The organism is Candidatus Ponderosibacter sp. Uisw_141_02 (assembly GCF_048087665.1).
Classification (GTDB): Bacteria; Pseudomonadota; Alphaproteobacteria; order Puniceispirillales; family Puniceispirillaceae; genus UBA3439.
The window spans coordinates 547,996-572,287 of record NZ_CP159807.1 but is presented as its reverse complement, the minus strand read 5'-3'; the positions used below and the strand labels follow the sequence as shown (position 1 = coordinate 572,287).

General features: G+C 52.7%; 24 protein-coding genes and 1 other RNA gene. 8 read left to right on the top strand and 17 right to left on the bottom strand.

From position 1 onward, the window contains the following. Positions 1-134 precede the first annotated feature (134 nt). The 15 genes from pal to ABXT40_RS02795 all read right to left on the bottom strand — a co-directional run bounded on the left by pal (position 135) and on the right by ABXT40_RS02795 (position 10,766). Positions 135-488, bottom strand: a complete 354-nt coding sequence (pal, locus tag ABXT40_RS02865) for a peptidoglycan-associated lipoprotein Pal (RefSeq protein ID WP_443646332.1) — start codon at positions 486-488, stop codon at positions 135-137. Positions 489-1,003: 515 nt separating this feature from the next. Continuing rightward, complete coding sequence (tolB, locus tag ABXT40_RS02860) at positions 1,004-2,329, bottom strand: Tol-Pal system beta propeller repeat protein TolB (protein WP_443646951.1); 1,326 nt, start codon at positions 2,327-2,329, stop codon at positions 1,004-1,006. A 68-nt stretch (positions 2,330-2,397) separates the two neighbouring features. Further along, positions 2,398-3,366: a hypothetical protein gene (locus ABXT40_RS02855; RefSeq protein WP_443646331.1), complete on the bottom strand. Its 969-nt coding sequence runs from the start codon at positions 3,364-3,366 to the stop codon at positions 2,398-2,400. A 36-nt stretch (positions 3,367-3,402) separates the two neighbouring features. Beyond that, the gene (gene tolR, locus ABXT40_RS02850) at positions 3,403-3,831 is read right to left on the bottom strand and encodes a protein TolR (RefSeq protein ID WP_443646330.1); all 429 of its coding nucleotides are present in this window, start codon (positions 3,829-3,831) and stop codon (positions 3,403-3,405) included. Beyond that, positions 3,831-4,556: a protein TolQ gene (gene tolQ / locus ABXT40_RS02845; RefSeq protein WP_443646329.1), complete on the bottom strand. Its 726-nt coding sequence runs from the start codon at positions 4,554-4,556 to the stop codon at positions 3,831-3,833. The genes tolR and tolQ overlap by 1 nt, the downstream gene beginning before the upstream one ends. A 60-nt stretch (positions 4,557-4,616) precedes the next feature. Next, positions 4,617-5,138, bottom strand: coding sequence for a YbgC/FadM family acyl-CoA thioesterase (locus tag ABXT40_RS02840; protein ID WP_443646328.1), 522 nt, complete (start codon positions 5,136-5,138; stop codon positions 4,617-4,619). A 9-nt stretch (positions 5,139-5,147) separates the two neighbouring features. Further along, complete coding sequence (gene ruvB / locus ABXT40_RS02835) at positions 5,148-6,212, bottom strand: Holliday junction branch migration DNA helicase RuvB (RefSeq protein WP_443646327.1); 1,065 nt, start codon at positions 6,210-6,212, stop codon at positions 5,148-5,150. Further along, positions 6,209-6,838, bottom strand: coding sequence for a Holliday junction branch migration protein RuvA (gene ruvA / locus ABXT40_RS02830; RefSeq protein WP_443646326.1), 630 nt, complete (start codon positions 6,836-6,838; stop codon positions 6,209-6,211). Before ruvA ends, ruvB begins: the two co-directional genes overlap by 4 nt. Then, positions 6,835-7,443: a crossover junction endodeoxyribonuclease RuvC gene (ruvC, locus tag ABXT40_RS02825; protein ID WP_443646325.1), complete on the bottom strand. Its 609-nt coding sequence runs from the start codon at positions 7,441-7,443 to the stop codon at positions 6,835-6,837. The genes ruvA and ruvC overlap by 4 nt, the downstream gene beginning before the upstream one ends. A 9-nt stretch (positions 7,444-7,452) precedes the next feature. Beyond that, positions 7,453-8,193: a YebC/PmpR family DNA-binding transcriptional regulator gene (locus tag ABXT40_RS02820; RefSeq protein ID WP_443646324.1), complete on the bottom strand. Its 741-nt coding sequence runs from the start codon at positions 8,191-8,193 to the stop codon at positions 7,453-7,455. Between the two features lie 204 nt (positions 8,194-8,397). After that, positions 8,398-9,195, bottom strand: coding sequence for a TIGR00282 family metallophosphoesterase (locus ABXT40_RS02815; RefSeq protein ID WP_443646323.1), 798 nt, complete (start codon positions 9,193-9,195; stop codon positions 8,398-8,400). 117 nt (positions 9,196-9,312) lie between these two features. Further along, positions 9,313-9,936, bottom strand: a complete 624-nt coding sequence (locus ABXT40_RS02810) for a 5-formyltetrahydrofolate cyclo-ligase (protein WP_443646322.1) — start codon at positions 9,934-9,936, stop codon at positions 9,313-9,315. A gap of 30 nt (positions 9,937-9,966) precedes the next feature. Beyond that, a non-coding RNA gene (gene ssrS, locus ABXT40_RS02805) (6S RNA) lies at positions 9,967-10,121 on the bottom strand. A 13-nt stretch (positions 10,122-10,134) separates the two neighbouring features. After that, complete coding sequence (locus tag ABXT40_RS02800) at positions 10,135-10,509, bottom strand: cell division protein ZapA (RefSeq protein WP_443646321.1); 375 nt, start codon at positions 10,507-10,509, stop codon at positions 10,135-10,137. Further along, a complete protein-coding gene (locus ABXT40_RS02795) occupies positions 10,506-10,766 on the bottom strand; it encodes a hypothetical protein (RefSeq protein WP_443646320.1) in 261 nt (86 codons plus the stop codon). The genes ABXT40_RS02800 and ABXT40_RS02795 overlap by 4 nt, the downstream gene beginning before the upstream one ends. Positions 10,767-11,127: 361 nt before the next feature. On the opposite strand from ABXT40_RS02795, the gene tkt reads away from it, so the two are divergent. From tkt to ABXT40_RS02760, 7 genes are all read left to right on the top strand, one after another. Further along, entirely contained in the window at positions 11,128-13,104 is a 1,977-nt protein-coding gene (gene tkt / locus ABXT40_RS02790) for a transketolase (RefSeq protein ID WP_443646319.1), read from the top strand. An 86-nt stretch (positions 13,105-13,190) separates the two neighbouring features. After that, positions 13,191-14,198, top strand: a complete 1,008-nt coding sequence (gap, locus tag ABXT40_RS02785; RefSeq protein WP_443646318.1) for a type I glyceraldehyde-3-phosphate dehydrogenase — start codon at positions 13,191-13,193, stop codon at positions 14,196-14,198. A gap of 52 nt (positions 14,199-14,250) precedes the next feature. Beyond that, positions 14,251-14,817, top strand: coding sequence for an elongation factor P (gene efp / locus ABXT40_RS02780; protein WP_443646317.1), 567 nt, complete (start codon positions 14,251-14,253; stop codon positions 14,815-14,817). A 23-nt stretch (positions 14,818-14,840) separates the two neighbouring features. Beyond that, positions 14,841-15,650, top strand: a complete 810-nt coding sequence (locus tag ABXT40_RS02775) for an inositol monophosphatase family protein (RefSeq protein ID WP_443646316.1) — start codon at positions 14,841-14,843, stop codon at positions 15,648-15,650. A 241-nt stretch (positions 15,651-15,891) separates the two neighbouring features. Beyond that, complete coding sequence (locus tag ABXT40_RS02770) at positions 15,892-16,947, top strand: MotA/TolQ/ExbB proton channel family protein (protein WP_443646315.1); 1,056 nt, start codon at positions 15,892-15,894, stop codon at positions 16,945-16,947. Between the two features lie 5 nt (positions 16,948-16,952). Then, on the top strand, positions 16,953-18,122 hold the full coding sequence (locus tag ABXT40_RS02765) for a peptidoglycan-binding protein (RefSeq protein WP_443646314.1): 1,170 nt from the start codon (positions 16,953-16,955) through the stop codon (positions 18,120-18,122). Positions 18,123-18,332: 210 nt separating this feature from the next. Next, positions 18,333-19,196, top strand: a complete 864-nt coding sequence (locus ABXT40_RS02760) for a hypothetical protein (RefSeq protein ID WP_443646313.1) — start codon at positions 18,333-18,335, stop codon at positions 19,194-19,196. Between the two features lie 17 nt (positions 19,197-19,213). Here ABXT40_RS02760 and ABXT40_RS02755 read toward each other — a convergent pair whose 3' ends face one another. Continuing rightward, on the bottom strand, positions 19,214-21,037 hold the full coding sequence (locus tag ABXT40_RS02755) for an ABC transporter transmembrane domain-containing protein (RefSeq protein ID WP_443646312.1): 1,824 nt from the start codon (positions 21,035-21,037) through the stop codon (positions 19,214-19,216). A 180-nt stretch (positions 21,038-21,217) separates the two neighbouring features. Here ABXT40_RS02755 and rpmE point away from each other — a divergent pair, with 180 nt between their 5' ends. After that, positions 21,218-21,439, top strand: a complete 222-nt coding sequence (gene rpmE, locus ABXT40_RS02750; RefSeq protein WP_443646311.1) for a 50S ribosomal protein L31 — start codon at positions 21,218-21,220, stop codon at positions 21,437-21,439. A 180-nt stretch (positions 21,440-21,619) separates the two neighbouring features. Here rpmE and ppdK read toward each other — a convergent pair whose 3' ends face one another. Further along, positions 21,620-24,292: a pyruvate, phosphate dikinase gene (ppdK, locus tag ABXT40_RS02745; RefSeq protein WP_443646310.1), complete on the bottom strand. Its 2,673-nt coding sequence runs from the start codon at positions 24,290-24,292 to the stop codon at positions 21,620-21,622.

The following is a 24,292-nucleotide window of genomic DNA, read 5'->3' as shown; positions in this document are numbered from 1 at the left end:
CACGTCAATTCCCAACGACAAAGAAAAATTGATGATTGCAATCATCTGTTGCAAACATACTACAGGCGATTTTAGGCAGAAATTAGGCAAAAAAAGAGGGGCTCTTGCCCCCCTTTTCAAACAGATCAACAGGTCTAGTTTAGAACGGTTGCAGCACGGCGGTTAAATTCCCATGACCCTTCATTTGAACCAGAAACCGCTGGGCGCTCTTTACCATATGACACGGTACGGATGCGAGAAGCGTTGAGGCCCTTTGCGAGAAGATAGTCACGGACAGCCACTGCACGGCGATCACCAAGCGCTAGGTTGTACTCGCGGGTTCCACGCTCATCGGCATGACCCTCAATTATAACGACCATAGTTGGATTCACATTTAAGAATGCGGCCTGACGATCCAGAATAGCTTGTGCCTCACCGGCCAGCTCAGAGCTGTCAAATCCGAAATACACAGTGTTACCAACTTGCGCCAGCTTTTCAGCATCGCTCATCTGTGTTGCCGTTGTTGAGCTGCTGCTTGATCCAGCTGATGTTGCACTGCTTGATGAGCTGCCAGAGGCACTCTCACTGGCAACGTTTGAAGCCGTTTCACAGGCAGTGAAAAGAAAAGCTACTGCGCATATAGCGAAGAGTCGTTGAAACATCTGTATGCTCCCCAATTTTTTTCCGGCACACCGGATGGTTTCCATTTCTTATTGTATCCGGTGGCCTCGTTAACAGCAAGCCAACGGAACACCACGGTACTCGTCTTGCGACCCCACCACAGATTAGGGCTAAGCCACACCAAATTCTGCACTGTCCTTACATCAAATTTATGGCAAATGAAACCAAAAAATTGACCAATCAACTATAAAGTCGAAATTTTTTAGAAAGACCGCCTATCTTCGCGCCGAATAACATGATGATGATCGCCCTGCCCAAACATCATCGGGCACACCAATTACTATTTCCCAAGGCCTGCAGACAAAGATTGCAAAATTTCCATTAACTTGCCGAATTCGTTTCGTTAACGCAATATAGGCGACCACGCTGGATCAGATGCATCCGATGGGGTAATGATACGCTTCTCATTAAACCCGGTAATATCGATCCGGTAAACGTGCGTATCGCCACCACTGCCATCGGTTTCAAAGGGCTGTTGCTTGAAATACATCAAGACTCGGCCATTTGGTGCCCATGTTGGCCCTTCAACAAGAAACCCACTTGCAAGAAGCCGCTCACCAGACCCATCAACATTCATCACGCCAATGTAAAATTGGCCATTCGCCATTTTGGTAAAGGCAATGATATCTCCGCGGGGCGACCAAACCGGCGTTGCATAGCGGCCTTGGTTAAAGCTAATGCGCCGAACATTGGCACCATCAGCATCCATCACATAAAGCTGTTGGCTGCCGCCACGATCAGAATTGAACACAATTTTTGAACCATCAGGTGAATAGGATGGCGATGTGTCAATCGACGCCGATTGCGTCAGGCGATTGATCGCTTGAGTTCGCATATCCATTTCATAAATGTCGGTCATGCCATTTTGCGCAAGACTCATGATCAATTTATCACCTGATGGCGCAAAGCGGGGTGCAAAGGTCATGCCCGGGAACGAGCCAAGCCGTTCGGTGCGCCCTGTCGCAATTTCGAACAAATAGACATTTGGTTCATCATTGAAATAGTTCAGATAGGCAATTTCATTGGCTGTTGGTGAAAAACGCGGGGTCAAAACCAGATCAGCACCTGAGGTCAAAAATTGATGATTATGGCCATCCTGATCCATAATGGCCAACCGCTTTAAACGGCGGCTTTGCGACCCTGATTCAGCAACATAGACTACGCGCGTATCAAAATACCCTCTGTCACCAGTGAATTCCTCATAGACGAAATCGGCAATCTGATGCGAAATCCGGCGAATGGCATTTTGATCGGCATTGCCGCCACCGCCAGTGATATTGCGCTGGATCACCACATCCCACAGCACAAATTCCACCTGCAACATGCCAGCCGAATCAACATATGCCGACCCAACAAGAAGCCCCTTGACCCCCAACGGGCTCCAATTGGTGAAATTTGGCCGAATTGACGGCGCTTTTGGTGGCTCGATAAAGGCCGCGCTATCAACCGGCGCAAACAGACCTGAACTTTCCAGATCTTCGGAAATAATCTGGGCGATTTGTTTGCCGACCTCGGACACGACACCATCAGGGCCGGTAAAATTGGCGATCGCGATCGGTGTTGGCGCGACCTGACCTTCGGTTATATCAATGCGAAGCTGGGCATGCGCGATATTACCGAACAGACCAAAACAAGCCGCAACCACAATTACCAATCGCAAAAACATCATCATCGCTAATCCATTCCTATCTTTTTACCTGCCAATATGCGCTGTGCGGCGCAAACCATGTCACTTCATTATCGTGTTAAAAATTTCGGATCAAACCCGAAGATAAAGCTTTTCCATTGTTCATATTTGTCCAACGGCACCGGCAAAGGCGAACATTTAAACATTGTGCGAATGGCCTCATCGGCGGCAACCCGATATGTCCGGTCGGTGGCAAGTCGCATTTTATTGTCAACCTCGGCAGTCAAAACCTTTCCGTCTCTATCTAACGTGACAATTATGTCAACAATTAGCGTGTTTGCACCTGCCGTGCCAATTGGCGGCGACCAGCATGATGACACATGCTGGCGAATGCGATCAATGTCGGAAAGGCCAAGCGGGCCAACAACTGGCTTTTCGGGCGCGCGGATGGCATTGCCAGCCGCCGTTGTCAAATTGCTGGTCAAAGTTTCAGCCGCTTCTTTACGTTCTTTTTCGCGCCGTTTCTTTTCGGCATCTTCGGATACCGCCTTGGCCTTGGCAAGATTTTGCATCACCCCGCTCAACGCGTCTTCGCGCTGTTTTTGCAACGCTTTCTGGCGTGCCAGCTTATTGATGCGTTTGGGCGGTGATTGCGGCAGACGTTTTGGTGCTTTCAGAGTCGCGGTGGTTTTTGGCTTTGATTTTGGCGGCGCCGGTGGCTGGGCAATTGCCGGCTTGGGCTTGGGCGTGATTTTTTGTGGCAGGATTTCTGCTTTTGGATCAGGCGCTTTTGAGACTGGCTTGGCAACGGGCTTTGGCGCGGGCGGTTTTGCACGCGGCGGGGCTGGCGGTGGTGGCGGGGGTGGCTTTTTTGATTTTACTGCCTTTTGTTCCTTTTTTGCTGTATTCGGCTTATCGCCTTGCGTCAAATTTGTCGTTGGCACTGATTGCACCATTTCCATCACCACGATGGGCTGTTCGGCGGGAAGATCGCGCTTGATTGACGGCAAGCCAATCCACGCCAGTGTTGCAACACTGACGTGCAATCCAACCGAAATAATCAACGAACGACGATCCATCTCTAGCGTTCCACGCAAATTTCCATCATGCAGTCATTATTTCGCTTCAGGAAGCTGGGCCACTAATGCAACCTTTTCAAATCCGGCTGCCTGAATGCGACCCATAACACCAAGCACATCGCCATAGGTCACTGCCTGATCACCACGCACAAAAATACGAACATCAGGATTGGCGTTGGAAATGGCCTTCAGGCGCGGGATCAAAACCTCGGCGTCAACCGCGGCTTCTTGCAAATAAAGACTCCCATCAGCTTTGATCGAAACCACCAAAGGCGCTGCATCAGCATTGATTGCCCCAGCTTTGGTTTTTGGTAAATCAACCTCAACACCAACGGTCAAAAGCGGTGCTGTCACCATAAACACAATCAGCAGCACCAGCATAACATCAACAAAGGGTGTGACGTTAATCTCGCCCATTGGACGATGCCGCCGCCCGCCGGTTGATCGTTTGACTCCCGCTCCCATTATTTGCCGCCTTCATCAAGCTGGCGCGCCAAAAGCGTGCTGAATTCCTGCGCAAATGTTTCAAGCCGCGCGCCAAATCGTTCAAGATCACCAGCAAATTTATTATAGGCAATAACCGCCGGAATGGCCGCCGCTAGCCCAAGCGCGGTGGCAAAAAGCGCCTCGGCAATTCCGGGCGCGACAACCGCAAGGCTGGTGTTTTTTGACTCGGCAATCGACTGGAACGAACTCATGATCCCCCAGACCGTGCCAAGCAAACCAACAAAAGGCGATACTGAACCAATTGACGCCAGAAGATTCATCCCGCGCTCCATCCGTTCCATTTCACGCGTGATGGTGAAATTCATCGACCGGTCAATCCGGCTAACCAATGACGCGCGCAAATCGGCACGGCCAGCATCGGCAAGCCCGCGTGACGTTGCCCGTCGCCATTCACGCATCGCTGCAACAAACACAATTGACATTGCATCGCGCGGATTGGCACCTGTATCATCATACAGCTTATCAATCGATCCACCTGACCAGAAAGCATCTTCAAAGGCCTGCGCCAAACGCCGCTCGCGCCGAATGATGGTGATTTTTTCCACCACAATCGCCCAGCACCAGATCGATGCAAAAATCAAAAGCAACATGACCAGCTTGACGAAAGGATCCGCCGCCCAGAACAACCCCATGATGCTAAGATCTGCACTTGAATGGGTTACCGTCAACTCCACAGAATTCATTTATTCACCCTCTGTTTTCGTCCAAATAGCATTTTCGTTCGCACCTTTCGCCGGTGCGAGTTATCCATCTGACAATGCCAGATCGGAAAATTTGGCTTTGACCGCCGCCGGCAGCCGACATATTTTTGGCCGCGCCCCATCGGCCAGCGCGACAAGTCCTATGTCTACGACAAGTCGGGCAAGAATATGGCGATTTTCACGATTTATGATTTTTTGTTGAAGTTTCAGCGATGCGCCGCCAAGCCGAAGCAAGCCGCTTTCAACATCAAGAATATCACCAAGACCAGCAGGAAGATGAAAATCAGCCTCGATCCGGCGCACCACAAAGCCTAATCTGTCATCGGCAAGCATCGCCGGCTGGTCAATGCCAAGACATCGAAGCCACGCTGATCGGGCGCGTTCGGCAAAGGCCAGATATTGGGCATGATAAACAACGCCGGCAGCGTCGGTATCTTCATATTGAACACGAAGCGAATAAAAATGATTGCCAGCGTCGAGCCGGCCATCAAGCATGGCATCGGCACCGGCTGCCAGATTGGCATGATCGAAGGTTCCTGCCTGATTTTTTTGCCGACCACCCACCATCATACCCTATTCGATATCTGCCTCATCACCGGCGATTTGCGTCAGAAGGTCAATCTGCTTGGCAGCCGATGCAGGCGGCGTCATACCAAGATAGGCCCAGCCACCAACCGACAGGCACCGCCCACGCGGGGTTCGCATCAGTAATCCGGTTTGCATCAAATAAGGTTCGATCACTTCTTCCAAAACATCACGCTGTTCAGACAATACCGCCGCCAGCGTTTCCACACCAACCGGCCCACCAGCATAGGATTCAGCCAAACAGGCAAGATAGCGCCGATCCATCTGATCAAGGCCGTTGGCATCAACTTCAAGCCGGTGCAAAGCGGCATCGGCAACCACCGCGGTTACGGTTCCAGCGGCCTCGACCGCCGCAATATCACGAACCCGCCGCAATAGTCGGCCCGCCACACGCGGCGTTCCGCGCGCACGCCCAGCAATTTCGGCCGCGCCATCAGCGCCAAGATCAAGCCCAAGCTTGATCGCCTGTTTGGTCAGAATAAGTGACAATTCATCAGGGGTATAAAACTGCATCCGCATTTGAATGCCAAACCGGTCACGAAGCGGGGTTGTTAATAGTCCCGATCTTGTGGTCGCACCAACAAGCGTAAATGGCGGCAAATCAATCCGCACTGAACGCGCCGACGGCCCCTCGCCGATGATCAGATCAAGCTGAAAATCCTCCATCGCCGGATACAGAACTTCTTCGACCGCAGGCGCAAGACGGTGAATTTCGTCAATAAACAACACATCGCGTGGCCGTAAATTGGTAAGCAGTGCTGCCAAATCACCCGCCCGCGCAATCACCGGCCCTGATGTTGCCCGAAAGCCAACACCCAATTCAGCGGCGATAATCTGCGCCAAGGTTGTTTTGCCAAGACCCGGCGGCCCGTGAAGCAGGCTGTGATCCATCGCATCACCCCGATCACGCGCGGCATGAATGAATGTTTCAAGATTGCGGCGTCCATTGCCCTGTCCAATAAATTCGGCAAGTGAGCTTGGCCGCAAAGCATTGTCACTTCTCTCCTGGCTATCAGCGCCAATCAGGCGGCTGGGGTCATCTGCTTGGGTCATGTTCCCATCTCCCGCAAGGCCGCCGCAATCATATCTGAAAGATTGTCACCGCCTGCCTTTGCCTGAACCCGCATTACCGCGCTATGCGCCTCGGCGCGTCCATAGCCAAGATTGACCAGCGCCGAAACCGCATCACCAAATAACCCAGCGGCGGCACCGTCAAGCCCGCCAGCCGTGCCAGCGGCAGAATCACCAATCGCCAAAGCACCGCCAAGGCTGGTGATTTTGCCAATTTTCTCGCCAAGTTCATTGACCACACGCTGGGCAATTTTGGGGCCAACACCGTCGGCGCGCGCCACCATTGCCTTGTCACCTGCGATAATGGCATTGGTTAAATCGCTTGGTGACAACACCGACAAAATCGCCATCGCCGCCTTGGCACCAACACCCTGAACCGTGATCAAAAGCCGAAACGCATCGCGTTCAGCCAGATCAAGAAAGCCAAACAGCGTCATGCTGTCCTCGCGAACCTGCATTTCGGTTAAAAGCGCAACCTCGCCTGCCATGGCGCCAAGCTGGCCTTGCGTGCGGCCAGAAATATTGACTGCATAGCCAACCCCCTGAACATCAAGAATCGTCTGCTGATCATCAGTTCGCACTATGGTGCCACGCAATTGCGCAATCATGTCTTGCCCCCATTGCTGACATCATCTCGGGCAAGCGCCGCAGCAATAGCCGCCGACAGACCCCCAGTCGTCTGTCCCTTGCCCACTTGTTCCTTGCCCGCCTGCCCTTGGCCCAACTCTACCCCGACTGACGCCGCTGTACCAGCCTCATTGCTGGCGGCGATCGCAATTGCCAGCGCGTCGGCAGCATCGGCATTTTGTGCCGTGACCGCCAACAGGCGCGTGACCATATCTTGGACTTGCTTTTTATCAGCAGTGCCAGTGCCAGCAACAGCCTTTTTGACCGCGCGCGCCGAAATTTCGCCAACGCCAAGCCGATTGACGCCGCAAGCAAGAATGCCAACGCCGCGCGCCATGCCAAGCCGAAGCGCCGATCCGGCTGATTTTGCCACAAAGATTTGTTCAATCGCCGCCTGATCGGGCTGGTGAAGATTAATCACCTCGCAAAGCCCATCAAAAATAATTTGCAGTCGCGCCGCATCATCAAGCGTGGGTTTGGGCTGGATTGCACCATTGGCAATATGCTGCAACCGCCCGCCATCAAGGGCAACAACGCCCCAGCCGGTGCATCGCAATCCGGGATCGATGCCAAGAATTCGCATCATCGACCCCACTTAGGCAAGCTTGGCAATGACGTCATCCGAAATGTCAAAATTTGACGACACATTCTGCACATCGTCATTATCATCAAGCGCATCAAGGAGCTTTAACAAGGTCGTGGCCTGCCCCTCATCAACGGCAATCAAATTTTGCGGTTTCCATGTCAGACCCGATTCCTCGGGCGCACCGAACACGGTTTCCAATGCTTCGCGAACGGCGTTGAAATCATCCGGTGCGCAAATCACTTCATGCCCATTTTCATCTGACTCCACATTTTCGGCACCGGCTTCAAGAACCACTTCGAACATTGTATCAGCATCGGTCACATCAGCCGGATAGATAATTTGGCCAACCCGATCAAACATAAAGCTAACCGATCCGGTTTCGCCAAGTGACCCGCCAAATTTGTTAAAGGCGGCGCGCACTTCTGATGCGGTGCGGTTCCGGTTATCGGTCATCGCATCAACGATTAGCGCGGTGCCACCCGGGCCATAGCCCTCATAGCGGATTTCATCATAATTTTCACCCTCACCGCCCTCGGCGCGTTTGAGCACGCGTTCGATATTATCCTTGGGCATATTGGCAGCGCGCGCCGCCGATAGAGCCGAGCGCAAGCGCGGGTTTGAATCAGGATCGGTGCTGCTGCGGGCGGCAACGGTCAGCTCTTTAATAAGACGACCGAAAACCTTGGCGCGTTTTTTGTCCTGCGCACCTTTGCGATGCATGATATTTTTAAATTTGGAATGGCCTGCCATGATCTCTTGTTGCTTGTCTGCTTTATTGACGGGTTTGCTTGTCTATTTTCGGCTCAAGCCAACGGCAAGACCCGATGCGCAAAGGTATAGCAGATCAAAGCTTGGGGAACCAGCCTTGCCACTCATTTTTCGTCACGACCATTATCGCTGGCATAATGGTTGGCATTATGGCTGGCATTATAGTTGGCAAAGATGCCGCATCAGCTAGGCTGGCGACAAAACCCCGCCACGGCGAAGCGGATAAATTGCTGTTGCAAGGCCAGTATCGGCTGTTTTAACAATCACACCGCTTAGCGTTACAGGTCCAAGCGCGACCGAAAGACGGCTATTGCCTCGCCCAAGAAAGCGGTCGGTTGCCGCGCCCTTATCCATGCCAATCACACTATCATAATCGCCGCACATACCAGCATCGGTCTGATAGGCCGTGCCGCCCGCCAGAATACGGTGATCGGCCGTTGGCACATGTGTATGCGTTCCCACCACAAGCGAGGCTCGGCCATCAGCATAATGGCCAAGCGCCATTTTTTCCGATGTTGCCTCGCCATGAACATCAATCAAGATAAAATCGGCATCACGGCCAAGCTTGTTGCGAACCAGCGCATCATTCAATGCCGGAAAAACCGGATCATTTGCCGCCATATACAGATTGGTCATCAAATTCACCGCAACAAGCCGCTTGCCAGAAGCATTCGTTACCTGAACTATGCCTTTTCCCGGGGTGCCTTCAGCCATGTTCAACGGCCGCAGCAACTTTGGTTCAGACGCGATGTAATCAATAATTTCCTTTTTGTCCCAGACATGATTGCCGGTTGTCAGGACATCAGCACCAGCGGCAAAAAGCGCATCACAGATTTTCGGCGTGATGCCAAACCCGCCAGCCGCATTCTCACAATTTACCACAATAAAATCGAGCGCCAATTCATTACGAAGAAGTGGTAATTGTTCAATCACATCATTGCGCGCCGTCCGGCCAACAATATCTCCCAAAAACAAAACGCGCATTACACTCAATCCTTACTCAATGCCACTGTTCTGCAGCATTGCTTGGCATATCACGATCACCGAAATAATTACCGCCAGTAAACATCCAAAAGCGGCAATCAAACCACGGTCATCAAATCAATTTTGCGGAGGCACCGGCGTGAACAAACCGGTTGGGCACAAAACCGCATCAAGCGGCATGTCATAGGGGCCAACCGGTATTTTGTCCAGCTTTTGGCCATCATAGGCAATGCCGATTGCCGATAGATGATGCCCTGCGCCCCTGAGAACAGCAAGCGTGCGATCATAAAAACCACCACCATAGCCAAGCCGCCAGCCAGCCGCATCAAACGCCAGCATCGGTGCCAGAATCACATCAGGACGGCAAAGCGGCTGATCTGCAGGCGGTTGTTTGGTGCCATAAGGCCCATCATCAAGCCGATCACCAACCGCCCAGCGATGAAAGCGCAAAGGCTGACCCTCGGCTGGCGTGATGGGCAAAGCGGTCGCACAACCCAAACCGGCAAGCCGCGCCAACAGATCAAACGGCGATAATTCACTTCGGATGGGGGAATAGGCAGCATAAATGCCGTTGCCAAAACGGTCAATTAAACGCTCGGCATGCGTTGCCAGCAAGGCCACGGCATCGGTTTGACTTGCGGCAAGGTGATTGCGATTTTGCGCCGCCAGCTTGCGGCAGGCCGCTTTGGCCTCGGCTGGTTCAAGATTGGCTTTGGACAAAATAGACGTCTTTTGTGACATGCAAGCCTCATGGCCAATAGCAAGAAAGCGGCGACAACCACCTCAACCGTCGTTGTATCATCCTCTGTGACCTGCTTTGCAGGTGGGTGCCACATAACCAAGCCACGGCTCGGCCAGAGGCAGCTCCCGAGAGAAAATTTATGGCCCCAGGGATTGAAAAACTAATCGCGAAAAAGCAGTCGTCACCTGAGGCATTATTTAGGGTTTTGTCGCATCAAATGCAAGCTTTGATGTCAGCGTGGCAATCTTTGCCGCTGCATCTTCCAAAAGCGCCGCAGCCCGATATTCGGCTGCGCTTGCATCATCGGCTGATGCGCCTGCTGGCGGGGCGGCTGGTGCCGCCGCATTGGATGCGCCATTTGCCGCTGCGGCCGTGCTGGCGTGATCGGCCAGAATAAGAGCCACCATAGCCAGCAACCGCGCTTCGCCAATTTGGCCAACCGAACCGACAAGCGACTGCATGATCGATTCAACTTCAGCCCCCAAATTGGCAACATGATCTTCTTCACCAGCACCGCAGCCGATCTGATAAGGATGGCCGTTTAACCGAATGGTGACAACTGACTGGCTCATTCACTGTCTCCGTTTCCGATGTCGCCAGCATTCGCCGCGCTTGTTTGCGCCGCATCAATATCGGCAATCACCTGCATGGCTTCGCCAAGCTTGGCTTCAATCCCGCTAACCTCGTCAATCAGCGCGGCAAAATCAGCCTTTGAGGAAGTCGCTGCAATGGCGCTTGATGCAGACGCCTCGATCGATGATTCAACTGCCGATTCCAATGCTGCAAGGGCATCGCCTAGCTGTTTTTCGGCATTTTGCAATCGCGTCATTACCGGCCAAATCTCTCTTGGTTACCGTAACTATTGTTTTCCTATGGCATGCATTACCGCCAAAACAGACAAAACATTACATCGGTTTTTTCTCTAGAACATAATACGTTATGAAGCGAATCTTGCCTGATTCACGAATCGAAATAAAGCGCAAAATATGACTCAACCCAGAAAGATGCCCTGTTTGACCGCGCTAATCTTGGCGTTGATGCATTGACGAACGCGCCCAACAAGGGCAAATTGCGGCTCATCAATTACTTGTCGATTATGCCGAAAAAAAAATATGCCGAAAAAAAAATATGCCGAAAAAAAAGGGCATGATCTTGCCTGACATTCAAACCAGCAATCTTTGGAGGCTATCATGCCGAATTCGTCTCAACGTCAAACAATGGCAAATGCGATTCGGACTCTTGCAATGGATGCTGTCCAAGCCGCCAATTCGGGCCATCCGGGCATGCCAATGGGCATGGCCGATGCGGCAACCGCGCTATTTTGTGACCATCTGAAATTTGACGCGGCCAGCCCTGATTGGCCTGATCGTGATCGGTTTGTTCTATCTGCCGGACATGGCTCGATGCTGATTTATGCGCTTTTACACCTGACCGGTTACGAAGATATGACCATCGAGCAGATTCGCAATTTCCGCCAGCTTGGTGCCCGCACCGCCGGACATCCCGAATTTGGTCATGCCAAAGGCATTGAGACCACAACCGGCCCGCTTGGTCAGGGCATTGCCAATGCTGTTGGCATGGCGATGGCCGAACGCCATATGGCCGCACGTTATGGCGATGATCTGGTTGATCACCACACTTATGTTATTGCGGGTGATGGCTGTCTTATGGAAGGCGTTAGCCATGAAGCCGCTTCAATGGCAGGTCATATGAAGCTTGGCCGGTTAATCGTGCTGTTTGACGACAACAATATTTCAATTGATGGCAGCACTGACCTGTCAACATCGGATGATACAAGCAGCCGGTTCGAGGCCTATGGCTGGCAGGTGCTAAGCTGTGACGGGCATGATATGGACGCCGTTTCCGCCGCGATCAGCGCCGCTCAAGCCGATGACCGGCCAAGCCTGATCTGCTGTAAAACCATAATCGGCCTTGGCGCGCCGAATAAACAGGGCACATCCGGCGTTCACGGCGCCCCGCTTGGCGATGCCGAAATTGCGCTGGCACGCGAAACAATTGGCTGGCCACATGCAGCATTTGAAATCCCCGCCGATATTCTGGCCGAATGGCGCGCTGTTGGTGCCCGCGGCGCGGCGGCGCATCAATCATGGCAAGATCGGCATGCAGCGAGCCAGAACAAAACCGCCTTTGACGCTGCCATTGCCAATGATTTTGACAAGAATGTTGCCGCTGCGGTTCTTGCATGGAAAAACCAATTGGCAAGCGCACCGCAAAAACTGGCAACGCGCGTTGCCAGCCAGAAAGCCATCGAAGCCATTTTACCGGCCTGCCCAACCCTATTCGGTGGATCGGCCGACCTGACCGGATCCAACAATACCCGGGTTGCCGATCACACGATTTTCGACCATGGCAATTATGGCGGCACCTATATTCATTATGGTGTTCGCGAACATGGTATGGCGGCAGCGATGAACGGCATTGCCCTTCATGGCGGTGCCATCCCTTATGGCGGCACCTTTATGGTGTTTACCGATTATTGCCGCCCCTCCATTCGTTTGTCGGCACTGATGGAACAGCGCGTTATCTATGTCATGACGCATGACTCCATTGGCCTTGGCGAAGATGGCCCAACGCATCAGCCGGTTGAACATCTTGCCGCGCTTCGCGTCATGCCGAATTTATTTGTATTCCGCCCGGGCGATGCTGTGGAAACCGCCGAAGCATGGCAAACCGCACTCGAGGCCAAAACCACGCCATCAATTCTGGCATTGAGCCGTCAAGGGCTGGCGCAATTCCGGCATGGTGATATGGCTGAAAACAAAACCGCAAATGGCGCTTATGTCGCTGTTGATTGTGACGGCACACGCCAGATCACTCTGTTGGCCTCGGGATCCGAAGTCGGCATTGCCATTGACGCGCAAAAACAACTTGCCGACAGCGGTATCAACGCTGCTGTTGTTTCGGTGCCTTGTCTCGATCTTTTTGCCATGCAGGATGCGGCCTATCGCACGCAGGTGCTTGGCAAAGCGCCGCGCATTGCTATTGAGGCTGGGCTGCGGCAAAGCTGGGATTGGCTGCTTGACGAGACTGACAGCTTTATCGGCATGACTGGCTTTGGTGCGTCAGCGCCGATTGATGATCTGTATAATCATTTTGGCATTACCGCTGACGCTGTTGTTGCAGCGGCCAAACGCCAAATTGGATAAATGGACGAACCATAAACAGCATAATTTTGAGATGATATCTGGCCAAGGTGTGATTGGTCAGCCGAACAAATCAAGGAGATAGTCGCGTGACATTAAGATTGGCGATCAGCGGATTTGGCCGTATTGGCCGGATGGCACTTCGTGCTTTTCAGGAAATGGGGCATCAGGACATGGAAATTGTACTGATCAACAGCCCCGGGCCAGTTGAGACCTCGGCACATCTTTATGAATTTGACTCGGTTCATGGACGCGCTGCCGGCACAGTGACACATGGCGAAGATTGGATGGATGTTGGCAGTGGCAAAATCCATATGAGCCGCGAACGCGATCCGGCCAATATTCCGCATGCCGCACATGGCGTTGATATCGTTCTGGAATGTTCGGGAAAATTCAACAGCCGCGAAGCATCGGCCGCGCATCTTGCCGCTGGCGCGAAAAAAGTGCTTGTGTCCGCACCCTGCAAGAACGCCGACCAGACCATTGTTTTTGGCGTCAATGACAGCCTGTTAACAGCTGATACCGATGTGGTGTCAAACGCGTCCTGCACGACCAATTGTCTTGCCCCTGTTGCCAAGGTTCTGGCCGACAGCGTTGGTATTGAAGCTGGCTATATGACAACAATCCACGCCTATACTGGCGACCAGCCAACACTCGACTCAAGCCATAAGGATTTGCGCCGCGCCCGCGCCGCCGCCATGTCAATGATTCCAACCTCAACCGGTGCCACAAAAGCTGTTGGCGAGGTTCTGCCGCAGTTACAGGGCAAGATGTCGGGATCGGCCATTCGGGTTCCAACTGCCAATGTTTCGGTTGTCGATCTGGTGGTCACAACAAGCCGCGATACATCACTTGAAGAAATAAACCAGCTACTCACCGCCGCTGCAAATGGCCCAATGAAGGGTGTTCTTGGCATCAATGAGCGCCCGCTTGTTTCGATTGATTTTAACCATGATCCGCATTCTTCGGTTGCCGATCTGACCCAAACAAGCGTATTGAACAAGCGTTTGGTAAGGGTGCTGGCATGGTATGACAATGAATGGGGCTTTTCCTGCCGGATGCTGGATAATGCCGTCGCCATCGGCAAATTTTTGTAAACACGGATAGACCTTTGCTGCAAACCGCAGCGATGCGAACAAGGATTTAGCGATGAAACTCAACGGAAATGCCGTCAAACCCGGCAATGTGATCGAACATAATGGTCGTCTTTGGACAGCGGTGAAAGTGGCGCATGTCAAACCCGGAAAAGGCGGTGCTTTTGCCCAGATCGAACTGCGTGATATCCGCGATGGCACCAAATTAAATGAACGCTTTCGGTCATCAGAAACGGTTGAGCGCGTAATCCTTGATGAAGCGGCCTGTGCCTTTCTTTATGACGAAGGCGACCATCTGGTGTTCATGCATTCCGAAACCTTTGAACAAATCAGCATTGTTAAAGATATGGTTGGCGAGCGCGCTGCCTATTTACAAGATGGCATGGTTGTGACCATGTCCAGCCATGAAGGTGATCCAATTTCAATTGAGCTTCCCGATACGGTTGTTATGGAAGTTGTCGAGGCCGATGCTGTTGTCAAAGGCCAAACCGCATCATCATCATACAAGCCCGCTATTTTGGAAAATGGCGAGCGTGTTATGGTGCCGCCGCATATCGAATCTGGCACACGCATTGTTGTGCGGCCGGAAGATGCAAGCTATGTAGAGCGTGCAAAGAATTAATTTTTAGCGTTACAGGACTTTTTATGGCAACCCGCTCCGCCCTCATCAATGTCATGCACAAGGCGGCCACTGCCGCTAGCCGCAATATGCTTCGCGATTTTGGCGAAGTCGAAAATTTACAGGTTAGCCGCAAAGGGCCAGCCGATTTTGTTTCACGCGTTGACACCAATGCCGAACGCATCATCAAGGCTGAATTATCAAAGGCTCGCCCCGATTGGGGATTTGAGATGGAAGAAAGCGGCATCACCGCTGGTGCCGATCCTGATGCGCCTTGCTGGATTGTTGATCCGCTTGACGGCACCACAAACTATCTTCATGGCATTCCGCATTTTGCCATTTCGATTGCCGTTCGCGACAAGGGCAAAATCACCGCAGCCTTAGTCTTTGACCCGCTTCGCCATGAATATTTCTTTGCCGAGGCTGGATCAGGTGCCTATGTCAATGACCGCAGATTGCGCGTTTCTGGGCGTCGTCAGATGGGCGAATCTATTTTCGCCACCGGCATTCCATTTATCGGGCGCGGCAGTGATGAAGACCATGCGCTTTTTGCCCGCGAATTATTCAATATCATGGGGGTCAGCGCTGGCGTGCGCCGGTTTGGTTCGGCTGCGCTTGACCTTGCCTATGTCGCTGCAGGGCGGTTTGACGGCTATTGGGAACATGGGTTGAAAAGCTGGGATATCGCCGCAGGTATCCTGTTGGTTCGCGAAGCTGGTGGCTTTGTGTCTGACTTTGCGTCGCGCGACCGCGTATTGCAAAGCGGCGATGTGGTCGCTGGCAATCCGGCCGTCCATGCCGAATTGCTAAAGCATCTTGCCAAGGCCAGGGCATAGCCCCTTTTCTTTTCCTGCCATATTTTGGAACGCGGCCAAAAGCTGCTTGGTTGTTGCTGTCCAGAATCAGGATGATTTTCGCGCCGTGATTGTAATTTCATCCGGCAAGACTTGCGAATATTCACAATCCTGCCATTGTTTGATGGCAAGAATTTACGCTATGTGGATTTTCGTGCCTGTCTCGCAGTTGCGATCATCCGCCTAAAACTGCCGTGACCGACCATGCCTAGGAGATAAGATCATGGAAACCAACCCAAGACGTTATCTTGTCAGAATGTTCATCTTTTTGCTTGGGGTTGCCATTATTGCCGCGCTTTTGGCCGTGCCGTTACAGACCGCTTTTATGGGAAATCCAGCACTAAATGGCGTTATTCTTGGCGCATTTGGCATTGGCATTCTCTATATCATCCGGCAAACCCTGCGGCTGATGCCCGAACGCAACTGGCTTCTTGCGGTGAAATCCACTGGCAAGCTTGATCCACCCGAACGCCGGCCGGTTCTGTTGGCAACTGTTTATGCAATGCTGGCAGATTCGCGCCATGATGCGCAGCTATCGGCTTTGTCGCTGCGTTCGGTTCTTGATGGGGTGGCCGCTCGCCTTGATGAAGGCCGCGAAATTTCCCGCTATATGATTGGCCTATTGGTCTTTTTGGGATTGCTTGGCACTTTTTGGGGGTTGCTTCAGACGATTGGCGCGGTTGGGAATGTTGTGAGTTCAATCGACACTAACAGCAATAATTTCGAGGCGATGATGGGGCAATTGCGCATTGGACTTGATGCGCCGCTTTCCGGCATGGCAACCGCATTTTCATCATCTTTATTTGGCCTTGCCGGTTCTTTGATCCTTGGGTTTCTTGACCTTCAGCTAGGCCAAGCCATGGGGCGGTTTTTTAACGAGCTAGAAGATTGGCTGTCGGCCTTTGCCCGGTTTAATGATAGCAGCCCATCATCAAACGCCGAACAAAATGCGCTTGCCAGCGGCATGAGCGAAGAAGCCGCCCGCGCGGTTATAGCTTTGTCGCAATCAATTTCAAATGGCGAGGATAACCGTGAACGCCTGCTCGTTCAGATCTCACAATTGACTGGCACGATGGCGAATCTGAACGAAGCCTTGGCCGATGACCGCCGCATTCGAGAGCATCTGGCACAGTTAAACGCCAATATCATGCAGTTATCCGAAGATTTGCGCGCTGATCGAAACCAGCAAACCGATATTGTGGCCAGTGAATTGCGCGGCCTGTCCTCATCAATCGCCGCGATGATTGATGTCAAAACGCGTCGCGGCAAAGGGGAATAGCCACAATGGCGCTGGCACGAATTGGCAATGCGCGGCGGGTCGAAAACTTCACCTGGCCCGGCTTTGTTGACGCCTTAGCAACCTTGCTGATGGTGATCATTTTCGTGCTGATGGTCTTTGTGTTGATTCAGGTGAATTTGGCCTATCGTGTCTCGGGCCAAGATGCCACCCTTGGCGAGATGCGCCAGCAATTAGCCTCGCTTGGCGAGCTGTTGAATATTGAACGCCGTGCAAGCGCCGATCTTGCCGCCAATCTGGCACAAATCACCAACCAGTTAAATGCCAGCAATGCCAATAAGGACGAGTTGCAAGCCCAATTGGCAAACGTGCAAGCCGCCATTGTGGCGCGAAATAGCCAAATTGCTGCCCTGACAGCAACACAGGCCGATACCGAGGCCGCCCTTGCCGCCGCGCGGAACAGCCTTGAAGAACGGCTCGGCGCGCTGCAGCTTGCCGAAGGGCAATTGGCAATGGCTCAAGCCCAGAACCAAAGCGCCGCCAATCGGATTGACGCGTTGCGCGCCGAAACCACCGCGTCAAAAGCCGAAATCGCACAAATGACCGGTGCCTTGGCCGCCTTGCGGCTTCGTATTGAAGAATTAACAAGCCTTCTTGCCGAAAAAGACCGGCAGGCAACGCAAGACAAGGTTGCCATTGCTAGTCTCGGGCGGTCATTGAACAATGCCTTGGCAAGCCGTGTTCAAGAATTACAGCGTTTCCGGTCAGAATTTTTTGGGCGATTGCGTGACGTTTTGAAAGGACGCGACGATGTTCAGATTGTTGGCGATCGTTTTGTCTTTCAATCTGAAGTTCTATTTGCCCAAGGTCAGGCCGAAATTGCCGTTGAAGGTCAGGACCAGCTTGCCAAGCTTGCGGTTGCCCTTGCCGATATCGCCACCAAAATTCCCGAAGACATCAATTGGGTTTTGCAGGTTGACGGTCATACTGATGACGTACCGATCCGCGCTGGCCGCTATGCTGATAACTGGGATCTTTCAACCGAGCGAGCGTTATCGGTGGTTCGCTTTCTCAATCAGCAAGGCTTGCCAGCCAACCGGCTAGCCGCTGCTGGGTATGGTGAGTTTCAGCCACTCGATGCCGCTGATAATGATGATGCCCGCCGCAAAAACCGCCGTATCGAGCTGAAAATTACCCAGCGCGTTGCCGTGAAATAACCCAGCCCAAACGTCAAAAACACCAACACAGCACTTATACTGACCCGTCGCATTGCCCCTTAGCACCCTTAAGTCGCACCCGCATCACCCATCGGCATTGCCGATAGACATCATCAAGTCACACCGCCGCCGCATAATTGCGCCAAATGATACTTTTGGGCTATTTTTGGGATATGTGCGCCCCCCAACAGATGGTCACTGCCACTGCATGTGACCCAGCGACGTCAAAAGGGGCGTGTTTGCGGCCTTTTGACCGCTTTTATCATCACAACAAGCAGTTGTATGTCCACTGGACCAAAACCGGAAACGCCAAGTAGCCCTGCACGGAAAACAACCTTTCAACACACCATGGCGGCAGTGGCGGTTTCGCCCCTGCCAAACACCGCTCTCGAGCCGCAGATGCTTACTTTTCCGAATATTGGATGCGCAATCGCTGGAACCCCTGATTTTATGGCGCTGGATTTGCCAGCGGTCGAGACGGCGGTTTTGGCGCGTCACGATTTTAATCAGCTTGTCGGTTTCAAAGCCAAACTTCTGTTACCGGACATCAACCGATTGCATTTTATCTACCCCGATCAAACCCATCTTCACTCAATCAACAAAATCACGCTTGAAGCACAATCCCTGCCGTCCATTGACTTTTATTCCCAGCAAACCATTATGCCAATTTTGCAATTTCCAGAGCCGTTGACAATCAGCCTCTACCGGCCATTGTCGATACAGACGCTGTGCTATTGTTTTGGATCTGAAAACCCATCACGTTTTTCCGGCACTGGCATGATTAATATGGATTTCACGAATCAAACCGCCAATGTCCGCGAGATTGATCTTAACGATAACAATATGCATAACCTTCGCGGCAGCATGACATTTCAGATCAGCAATCGAACCAACAACTTTTCAGATGAAAGCGCCATTATGATGCTGCGGCTGGATCAACACGGTGAAAATAGCTGGGACACCCGTGTGATTGGCGCCGTCCAAACACCCGAAACACCCGTGATCAACGGCCAATTTATCGCCACATCAAACACAGATGAAGCGATGATGATCGGGCATTTTACCAGCCAGTAAACGGGTTATTTTGGACATTACCCGACTTTTGGAATTGAAAACTGCAATTCAGCAAGCGTGCGATATAGTGCCGATTCAACCATAAGCGACTCATGAGTTCCAACCGCCAGCAATCTACCCCGATCCATCAGCAAAATACGATCAGCGCGAACAACTGTTGCCAGACGGTGCGCAATCACAAGGCTTGTGCGATCAGCCATCAGATTCTCCAAAGCATGCTGAACCGCAGCTTCAGATTGTGCATCAAGCGAGCTTGTCGCCTCATCGAGAAGCAGCAAACGAGGATTGCGGAGAATCGCGCGGGCAATGGCAATCCGCTGGCGTTGCCCCCCCGAAAGCCGAACGCCCTTTTCGCCGACAAAAGCATCATAGCCACCATCAATTGCCATGATGAAATCATGCGCTTGTGCCTGTTTTGCCACGGCGACAATGGCCGCATCATCGGCATCTGGCTGGCCAAAGGCGATATTTTCGCGAAGCGTTGCCGAAAACAGTGCCGAATCCTGCGGCACCAAACCGATATGGCCGCGCAATTCAGCAAGCGACAGATCACGAAGATTAATCCCACCAACCCGAACCGCGCCATTCACCGGATCATAAAATCTGAGAAGAAGATGAAAAATGGTTGATTTCCCCGCCCCGCTTGGCCCGACAATCGCCACACGCTCGCCAGCCTTGATGGCAAAGCTTACATCGCTGATTGCCGGCCGGTTCACCGCGGCCGGATAGGCAAATTGAACAGCGGCAAATTCGCATGCTGTTGCAGCCGCCCGATTGACCGGTTGCGGCGATGCTGCTGCGGGCAGGCTTGCCTTGGTGTCCAGCAATTGCGCAATGCGTTCAGCCGCACCCGCCGCCCGCTGTAAATCACCAGCAAGTTCGGATAGAAAACCGGTCGAGCTTGCCACCAGAAAAGCATAAAAAATGAAAGATGACAGGTCGCCAGCGCTAATCCGTCCCGCCATCAAATCCTGCCCGCCAATCCACAGAATGACGCCAATTCCGCTAAAGACCAGAAAAATCACAATGCCGCTTAACAGACCGCGAAGTCGAACTCGTGCAAGACCAGCGTCAAGCGACAGATCAACTGCCTGTTCAAAATGCCCTTTGACGTAATCTTCGCGGCCAAAGGCCTGCACCGTGCGGATAGCGCTAACCGTTTCTTCGGCTTCAACCCCTACATCGGCAAGGCGATCTTGTGCTAATCTTGAAGCAGCGCGTAACCGCCGTCCCATGAAAATCAGCGGCAACACAACCAGCGGCACAACGATCAACACCACAAGCGACATTTTTGGACTGGATAGGACCACCATCACAAGCCCGCCAATCAAAAGCAGGAAATTACGCGCTGCCATTGACAGGGTCGAGGTCATGACCGTTTGAACAATGCTCGTATCGGTTGTGATTCTGGATAACACATCACCGGTTCGGGCATTTTCAAACCATCCAGCCGATAAGGTAATGGCATGGCCAAAAATAGCACGGCGAATATCAGCCAGCACCATTTCACCAATTTTATTCACCATGCTGGTGCGAAGATAGCTGCCAAAGGCCAGAACCACAGCAATCATCGCTGTTGCCATCACCGCACGATCAAGCAAGGCAGGGTCGCGTTTGCCAAGCCCTTCATCAACAAGATAGGCAAGCCCGCGCCCCATTCCAAGAAGCGCACCAGCAACAAGCACAAGCGCCAAAATGGCAAGCGCGATTCGGAGACGATGCGGCTGAAGATAGGGCCAAAAGACGGCCAATAGCTGGCGGCTGTTGTAACGGCGCGCTGTTTCTGAGGTCTGATCCGCCGGAGTTGTTGTCTGTTGATCAGTTTTCTGCCCGTTATTCATTCATCAACCCCAATTTTCGTTCACCCAGCCCGCAAACCATTTATTTTCTAAGTCGGGGGGGCTTGCTTATCATCGCTATAGGGGATATACCACCAGCGCTGTTTGTTGGCGAGGAACATTCTGCCGCATGGCAAATCTAGCATCACGAACGGGCAGTTAAGCGTAAAACCGGAGACCGGCATGAAAAAAGATATTCACCCAGATTACCACGAAATCACCGTTGTAATGACCGATGGCAGCGAACATACAACGCGCTCGACTTGGGGAAAGCCTGGCGATGTGTTGAAACTCGACATTGACCCAAAGACCCATCCAGCATGGACTGGCCAGCACCGTATCCTTGACTCAGGTGGTCAGGTTGCCCGCTTTAACAAGCGCTTTGGCGGTCTTGGCATCAAATAAGGCTGTCCCAGCCCGATTTGAAACCCAAATCTACCCATCGCCAAAAGCCAGCAATTGCTGGCTTTTTTCTTGTCCTAACCCTTTTGATGGCGAGATGCCTCTTTTGATGGCAAGGGGCCGCACCGCAACCGAACCGGCGGCGTTTTTGCGGCAGCGATTTATGCCGATAACAGGCAAGGATTAATCGGTTTGGCGGGTTTTAATCGTGGCCTGCGCAGCGGCAAGACGCGCCGCAGGAACGCGGTAAGGCGAACAAGACACATAATCAAGACCGACCTTTTCAAAAAACAGAATTGAATCGCCATCGCCGCCATGTTCACCGCAAATACCAAGCTTGATATCGGGGCGGGATTTGCGGCCACGCTCAACCCCCATTTCAACCAAACTGCCAACCCCTTCAAGGTCAATCGACACAAACGGATCAACCGGATAAATCTCTTTATCAGCATAATCATGCAGGAAAGATCCGGCATCGTCACGGCTGATGCCAAGCGAGGTTTGCGTCAGATCATTCGTCCCAAAGGAAAAGAATTCGGCCTCAACCGCCAGATCAGCCGCGCAGATTGACGCACGAGGCAATTCAACCATTGTGCCAACAAGATATGAAATCGTAACGCCGGTTTCCGCCATCACCGCAGCCGCAGCCGCGTCAATCTCGGCCTTACAAAGCGCAATTTCCCGCGCGGTTGCCGCAAGGGGAACCATCACTTCGGGAACTGGCGATTCGCCAGTGTTTTTGGCAACAGCGCAGGCCGCCTCAAAAATAGCGCGGGCTTGCATCCGACAGATTTCCGGATAAGTCACCGCCAAGCGGCAGCCACGATGGCCAAGCATCGGGTTGGTCTCAGCAAGCTTAACCGAGCGTTGGCGTGCCGTCTCGATTGTGACGCCAGCAGCGGCGGCAACTTCGGCCAATTCATCAGCAGAATGCGGTAAAAACTCATGCAATGGCGGATCAAGAAGCCGGATGGTGACTGGCAAGCCAGCCATGATGGTAAATAATTCTTCAAAATCACGGCGCTGCATCGGCAATAGTTTGGCAAGTGCCAATTCACGGCCTTCAGTATCGGCAGCCATGATCATCTGACGCATGGCAATGATTCGGTCAGCATCGAAAAACATATGTTCGGTTCGGCATAGGCCGATGCCCTGCGCGCCAAAATCAAGGGCAACACGCGCCTCGGTCGGGGTTTCGGCATTGGTACGCACTTCCATGCGGCGCACCTCGTCAGCCCAGCCCATTACGCTGGCAAAGGCACCTGACATTTTCGGCTGGATCATATCGACTTTTCCGGCATAAACCTCGCCGCTGGTGCCATCAATGGTGATGATATCACCTTCGACCAAAACCTGATCGGCGATAAAGACCTTGCCGCTTACCTCGTCAAAGCGCACGTCGCTTGCACCCGAAACACAGGCCCGCCCCATGCCACGCGCAACCACCGCCGCATGGCTTGTCATGCCGCCACGCGCCGTCAGGATACCGGCAGCAGCATGCATACCGTGAATATCTTCAGGGCTGGTTTCAAGACGCACCAGAATCACCACCTCGCCGCCGGCCGCCATTTCCTCGGCACGATCAGCATTCAGCACAATCTTGCCGCATGCAGCGCCAGGAGATGCGGGCAGACCGCGTGCCAGAATGACCTTTTCAGCATTGGGATCAAGTGTTGGATGAAGCAGCTGGTCAAGCGCGTTCGGATCAACCCGACATAGAGCTTCGTCACGGGTGATCAGCCCTTCATCGGCCATTTCAACAGCCATGCGAAGCGCGGCTTCGGCAGTGCGTTTTCCACTACGGGTTTGCAGCATATATAACACGCCCTGCTGGACGGTAAATTCAAGATCCTGCATGTCGCGATAATGCGCCTCAAGCTTTTTGCGAACCGCATCAAGCTGATCAAAGGCCGCTGGCATGGCTTCCTGCATTGACAAAGCTTCGCCGCCACCTTTTTTGCGGGCAGCCACCGTCAATGGCAATGGCGTGCGAATACCGGCGACAACATCTTCGCCTTGTGCATTGATCAAAAACTCGCCGTAAAAGTTGTTTTCACCAGTTGATGGATCACGCGTAAACGCAACACCAGTCGCGCAATCATCGCCCATATTGCCAAACACCATGGCCTGAATATTGATCGCTGTTCCCCATGCCACAGGAATGTTATTCAGCCGTCGATAGGTGATGGCGCGGGTATTCATCCAGCTGGCAAATACCGCCCCAATCGCGCCCCAGAGCTGTTCCCATGGATCTTGCGGGAAGCCGGTGCCAGCCTCATCTTGAACAATGTCCTTATAGCTGGCGACCAGAGCCTTTAAATCATCACCGGTCAATTCAGTGTCTTCATAAACGCCGCGTTGAAGTTTCATATCCTCAAGCGCATCTTCAAACAGGCCGTGATCGACCTCCATCACGACATCGCTATACATTTGGATAAACCGGCGATAGCTGTCATAGGCAAAACGCGCATCATTTGCGCGGCTGGCAAGGCCTACGACGGTGACGTCGTTCAGCCCGAGATTGAGAACCGTATCCATCATACCCGGCATCGAGGCACGCGCACCCGATCGAACCGAAACAAGAAGCGGATTAGCAGAATCAGCAAAACGAGTGCCGGTTTCGCTTTCGATCTTTGCAATGGCTTCACGCACCTGCTGATCTAAAGTGTCAGGATATGTTTTGTCATGGTCATAAAAATGCGTGCAGACATCGGTACTAAGGGTAAATCCGGGCGGAACTGGCAGGCCAATACCGCTCATTTCGGCGAGATTAGCACCCTTGCCGCCAAGAAGATTGCGACGCGATGCATCGCCATCGGTTCCGGTTTTACCAAAATTATAAACCCATTGTGTCAT

What these genes read in the sequence shown, in the direction of transcription:
- ABXT40_RS02820 (WP_443646324.1), bottom strand. Translation starts at nt 8,193, where the DNA reads ATGGCAGGCCATTCCAAATTTAAAAATATCATGCATCGCAAAGGTGCG.
- tolQ (WP_443646329.1), bottom strand. Translation starts at nt 4,556, where the DNA reads ATGAATTCTGTGGAGTTGACGGTAACCCATTCAAGTGCAGATCTTAGC.
- ruvA (WP_443646326.1), bottom strand. Translation starts at nt 6,838, where the DNA reads ATGATTGCGCAATTGCGTGGCACCATAGTGCGAACTGATGATCAGCAG.
- ppdK (WP_443646310.1), bottom strand. Translation starts at nt 24,292, where the DNA reads ATGACACAATGGGTTTATAATTTTGGTAAAACCGGAACCGATGGCGAT.
- ABXT40_RS02770 (WP_443646315.1), top strand. Translation starts at nt 15,892, where the DNA reads ATGGAAACCAACCCAAGACGTTATCTTGTCAGAATGTTCATCTTTTTG.
- tolB (WP_443646951.1), bottom strand. Translation starts at nt 2,329, where the DNA reads ATGATGTTTTTGCGATTGGTAATTGTGGTTGCGGCTTGTTTTGGTCTG.
- ABXT40_RS02810 (WP_443646322.1), bottom strand. Translation starts at nt 9,936, where the DNA reads ATGTCACAAAAGACGTCTATTTTGTCCAAAGCCAATCTTGAACCAGCC.
- pal (WP_443646332.1), bottom strand. Translation starts at nt 488, where the DNA reads ATGAGCGATGCTGAAAAGCTGGCGCAAGTTGGTAACACTGTGTATTTC.
- rpmE (WP_443646311.1), top strand. Translation starts at nt 21,218, where the DNA reads ATGAAAAAAGATATTCACCCAGATTACCACGAAATCACCGTTGTAATG.
- efp (WP_443646317.1), top strand. Translation starts at nt 14,251, where the DNA reads ATGAAACTCAACGGAAATGCCGTCAAACCCGGCAATGTGATCGAACAT.
- tolR (WP_443646330.1), bottom strand. Translation starts at nt 3,831, where the DNA reads ATGGGAGCGGGAGTCAAACGATCAACCGGCGGGCGGCGGCATCGTCCA.
- ruvC (WP_443646325.1), bottom strand. Translation starts at nt 7,443, where the DNA reads ATGATGCGAATTCTTGGCATCGATCCCGGATTGCGATGCACCGGCTGG.
- ABXT40_RS02755 (WP_443646312.1), bottom strand. Translation starts at nt 21,037, where the DNA reads ATGAATAACGGGCAGAAAACTGATCAACAGACAACAACTCCGGCGGAT.
- ruvB (WP_443646327.1), bottom strand. Translation starts at nt 6,212, where the DNA reads ATGACCCAAGCAGATGACCCCAGCCGCCTGATTGGCGCTGATAGCCAG.
- ABXT40_RS02795 (WP_443646320.1), bottom strand. Translation starts at nt 10,766, where the DNA reads ATGACGCGATTGCAAAATGCCGAAAAACAGCTAGGCGATGCCCTTGCA.
- ABXT40_RS02815 (WP_443646323.1), bottom strand. Translation starts at nt 9,195, where the DNA reads ATGCGCGTTTTGTTTTTGGGAGATATTGTTGGCCGGACGGCGCGCAAT.
- tkt (WP_443646319.1), top strand. Translation starts at nt 11,128, where the DNA reads ATGCCGAATTCGTCTCAACGTCAAACAATGGCAAATGCGATTCGGACT.
- ABXT40_RS02800 (WP_443646321.1), bottom strand. Translation starts at nt 10,509, where the DNA reads ATGAGCCAGTCAGTTGTCACCATTCGGTTAAACGGCCATCCTTATCAG.
- ABXT40_RS02775 (WP_443646316.1), top strand. Translation starts at nt 14,841, where the DNA reads ATGGCAACCCGCTCCGCCCTCATCAATGTCATGCACAAGGCGGCCACT.
- ABXT40_RS02765 (WP_443646314.1), top strand. Translation starts at nt 16,953, where the DNA reads ATGGCGCTGGCACGAATTGGCAATGCGCGGCGGGTCGAAAACTTCACC.
- ABXT40_RS02855 (WP_443646331.1), bottom strand. Translation starts at nt 3,366, where the DNA reads ATGGATCGTCGTTCGTTGATTATTTCGGTTGGATTGCACGTCAGTGTT.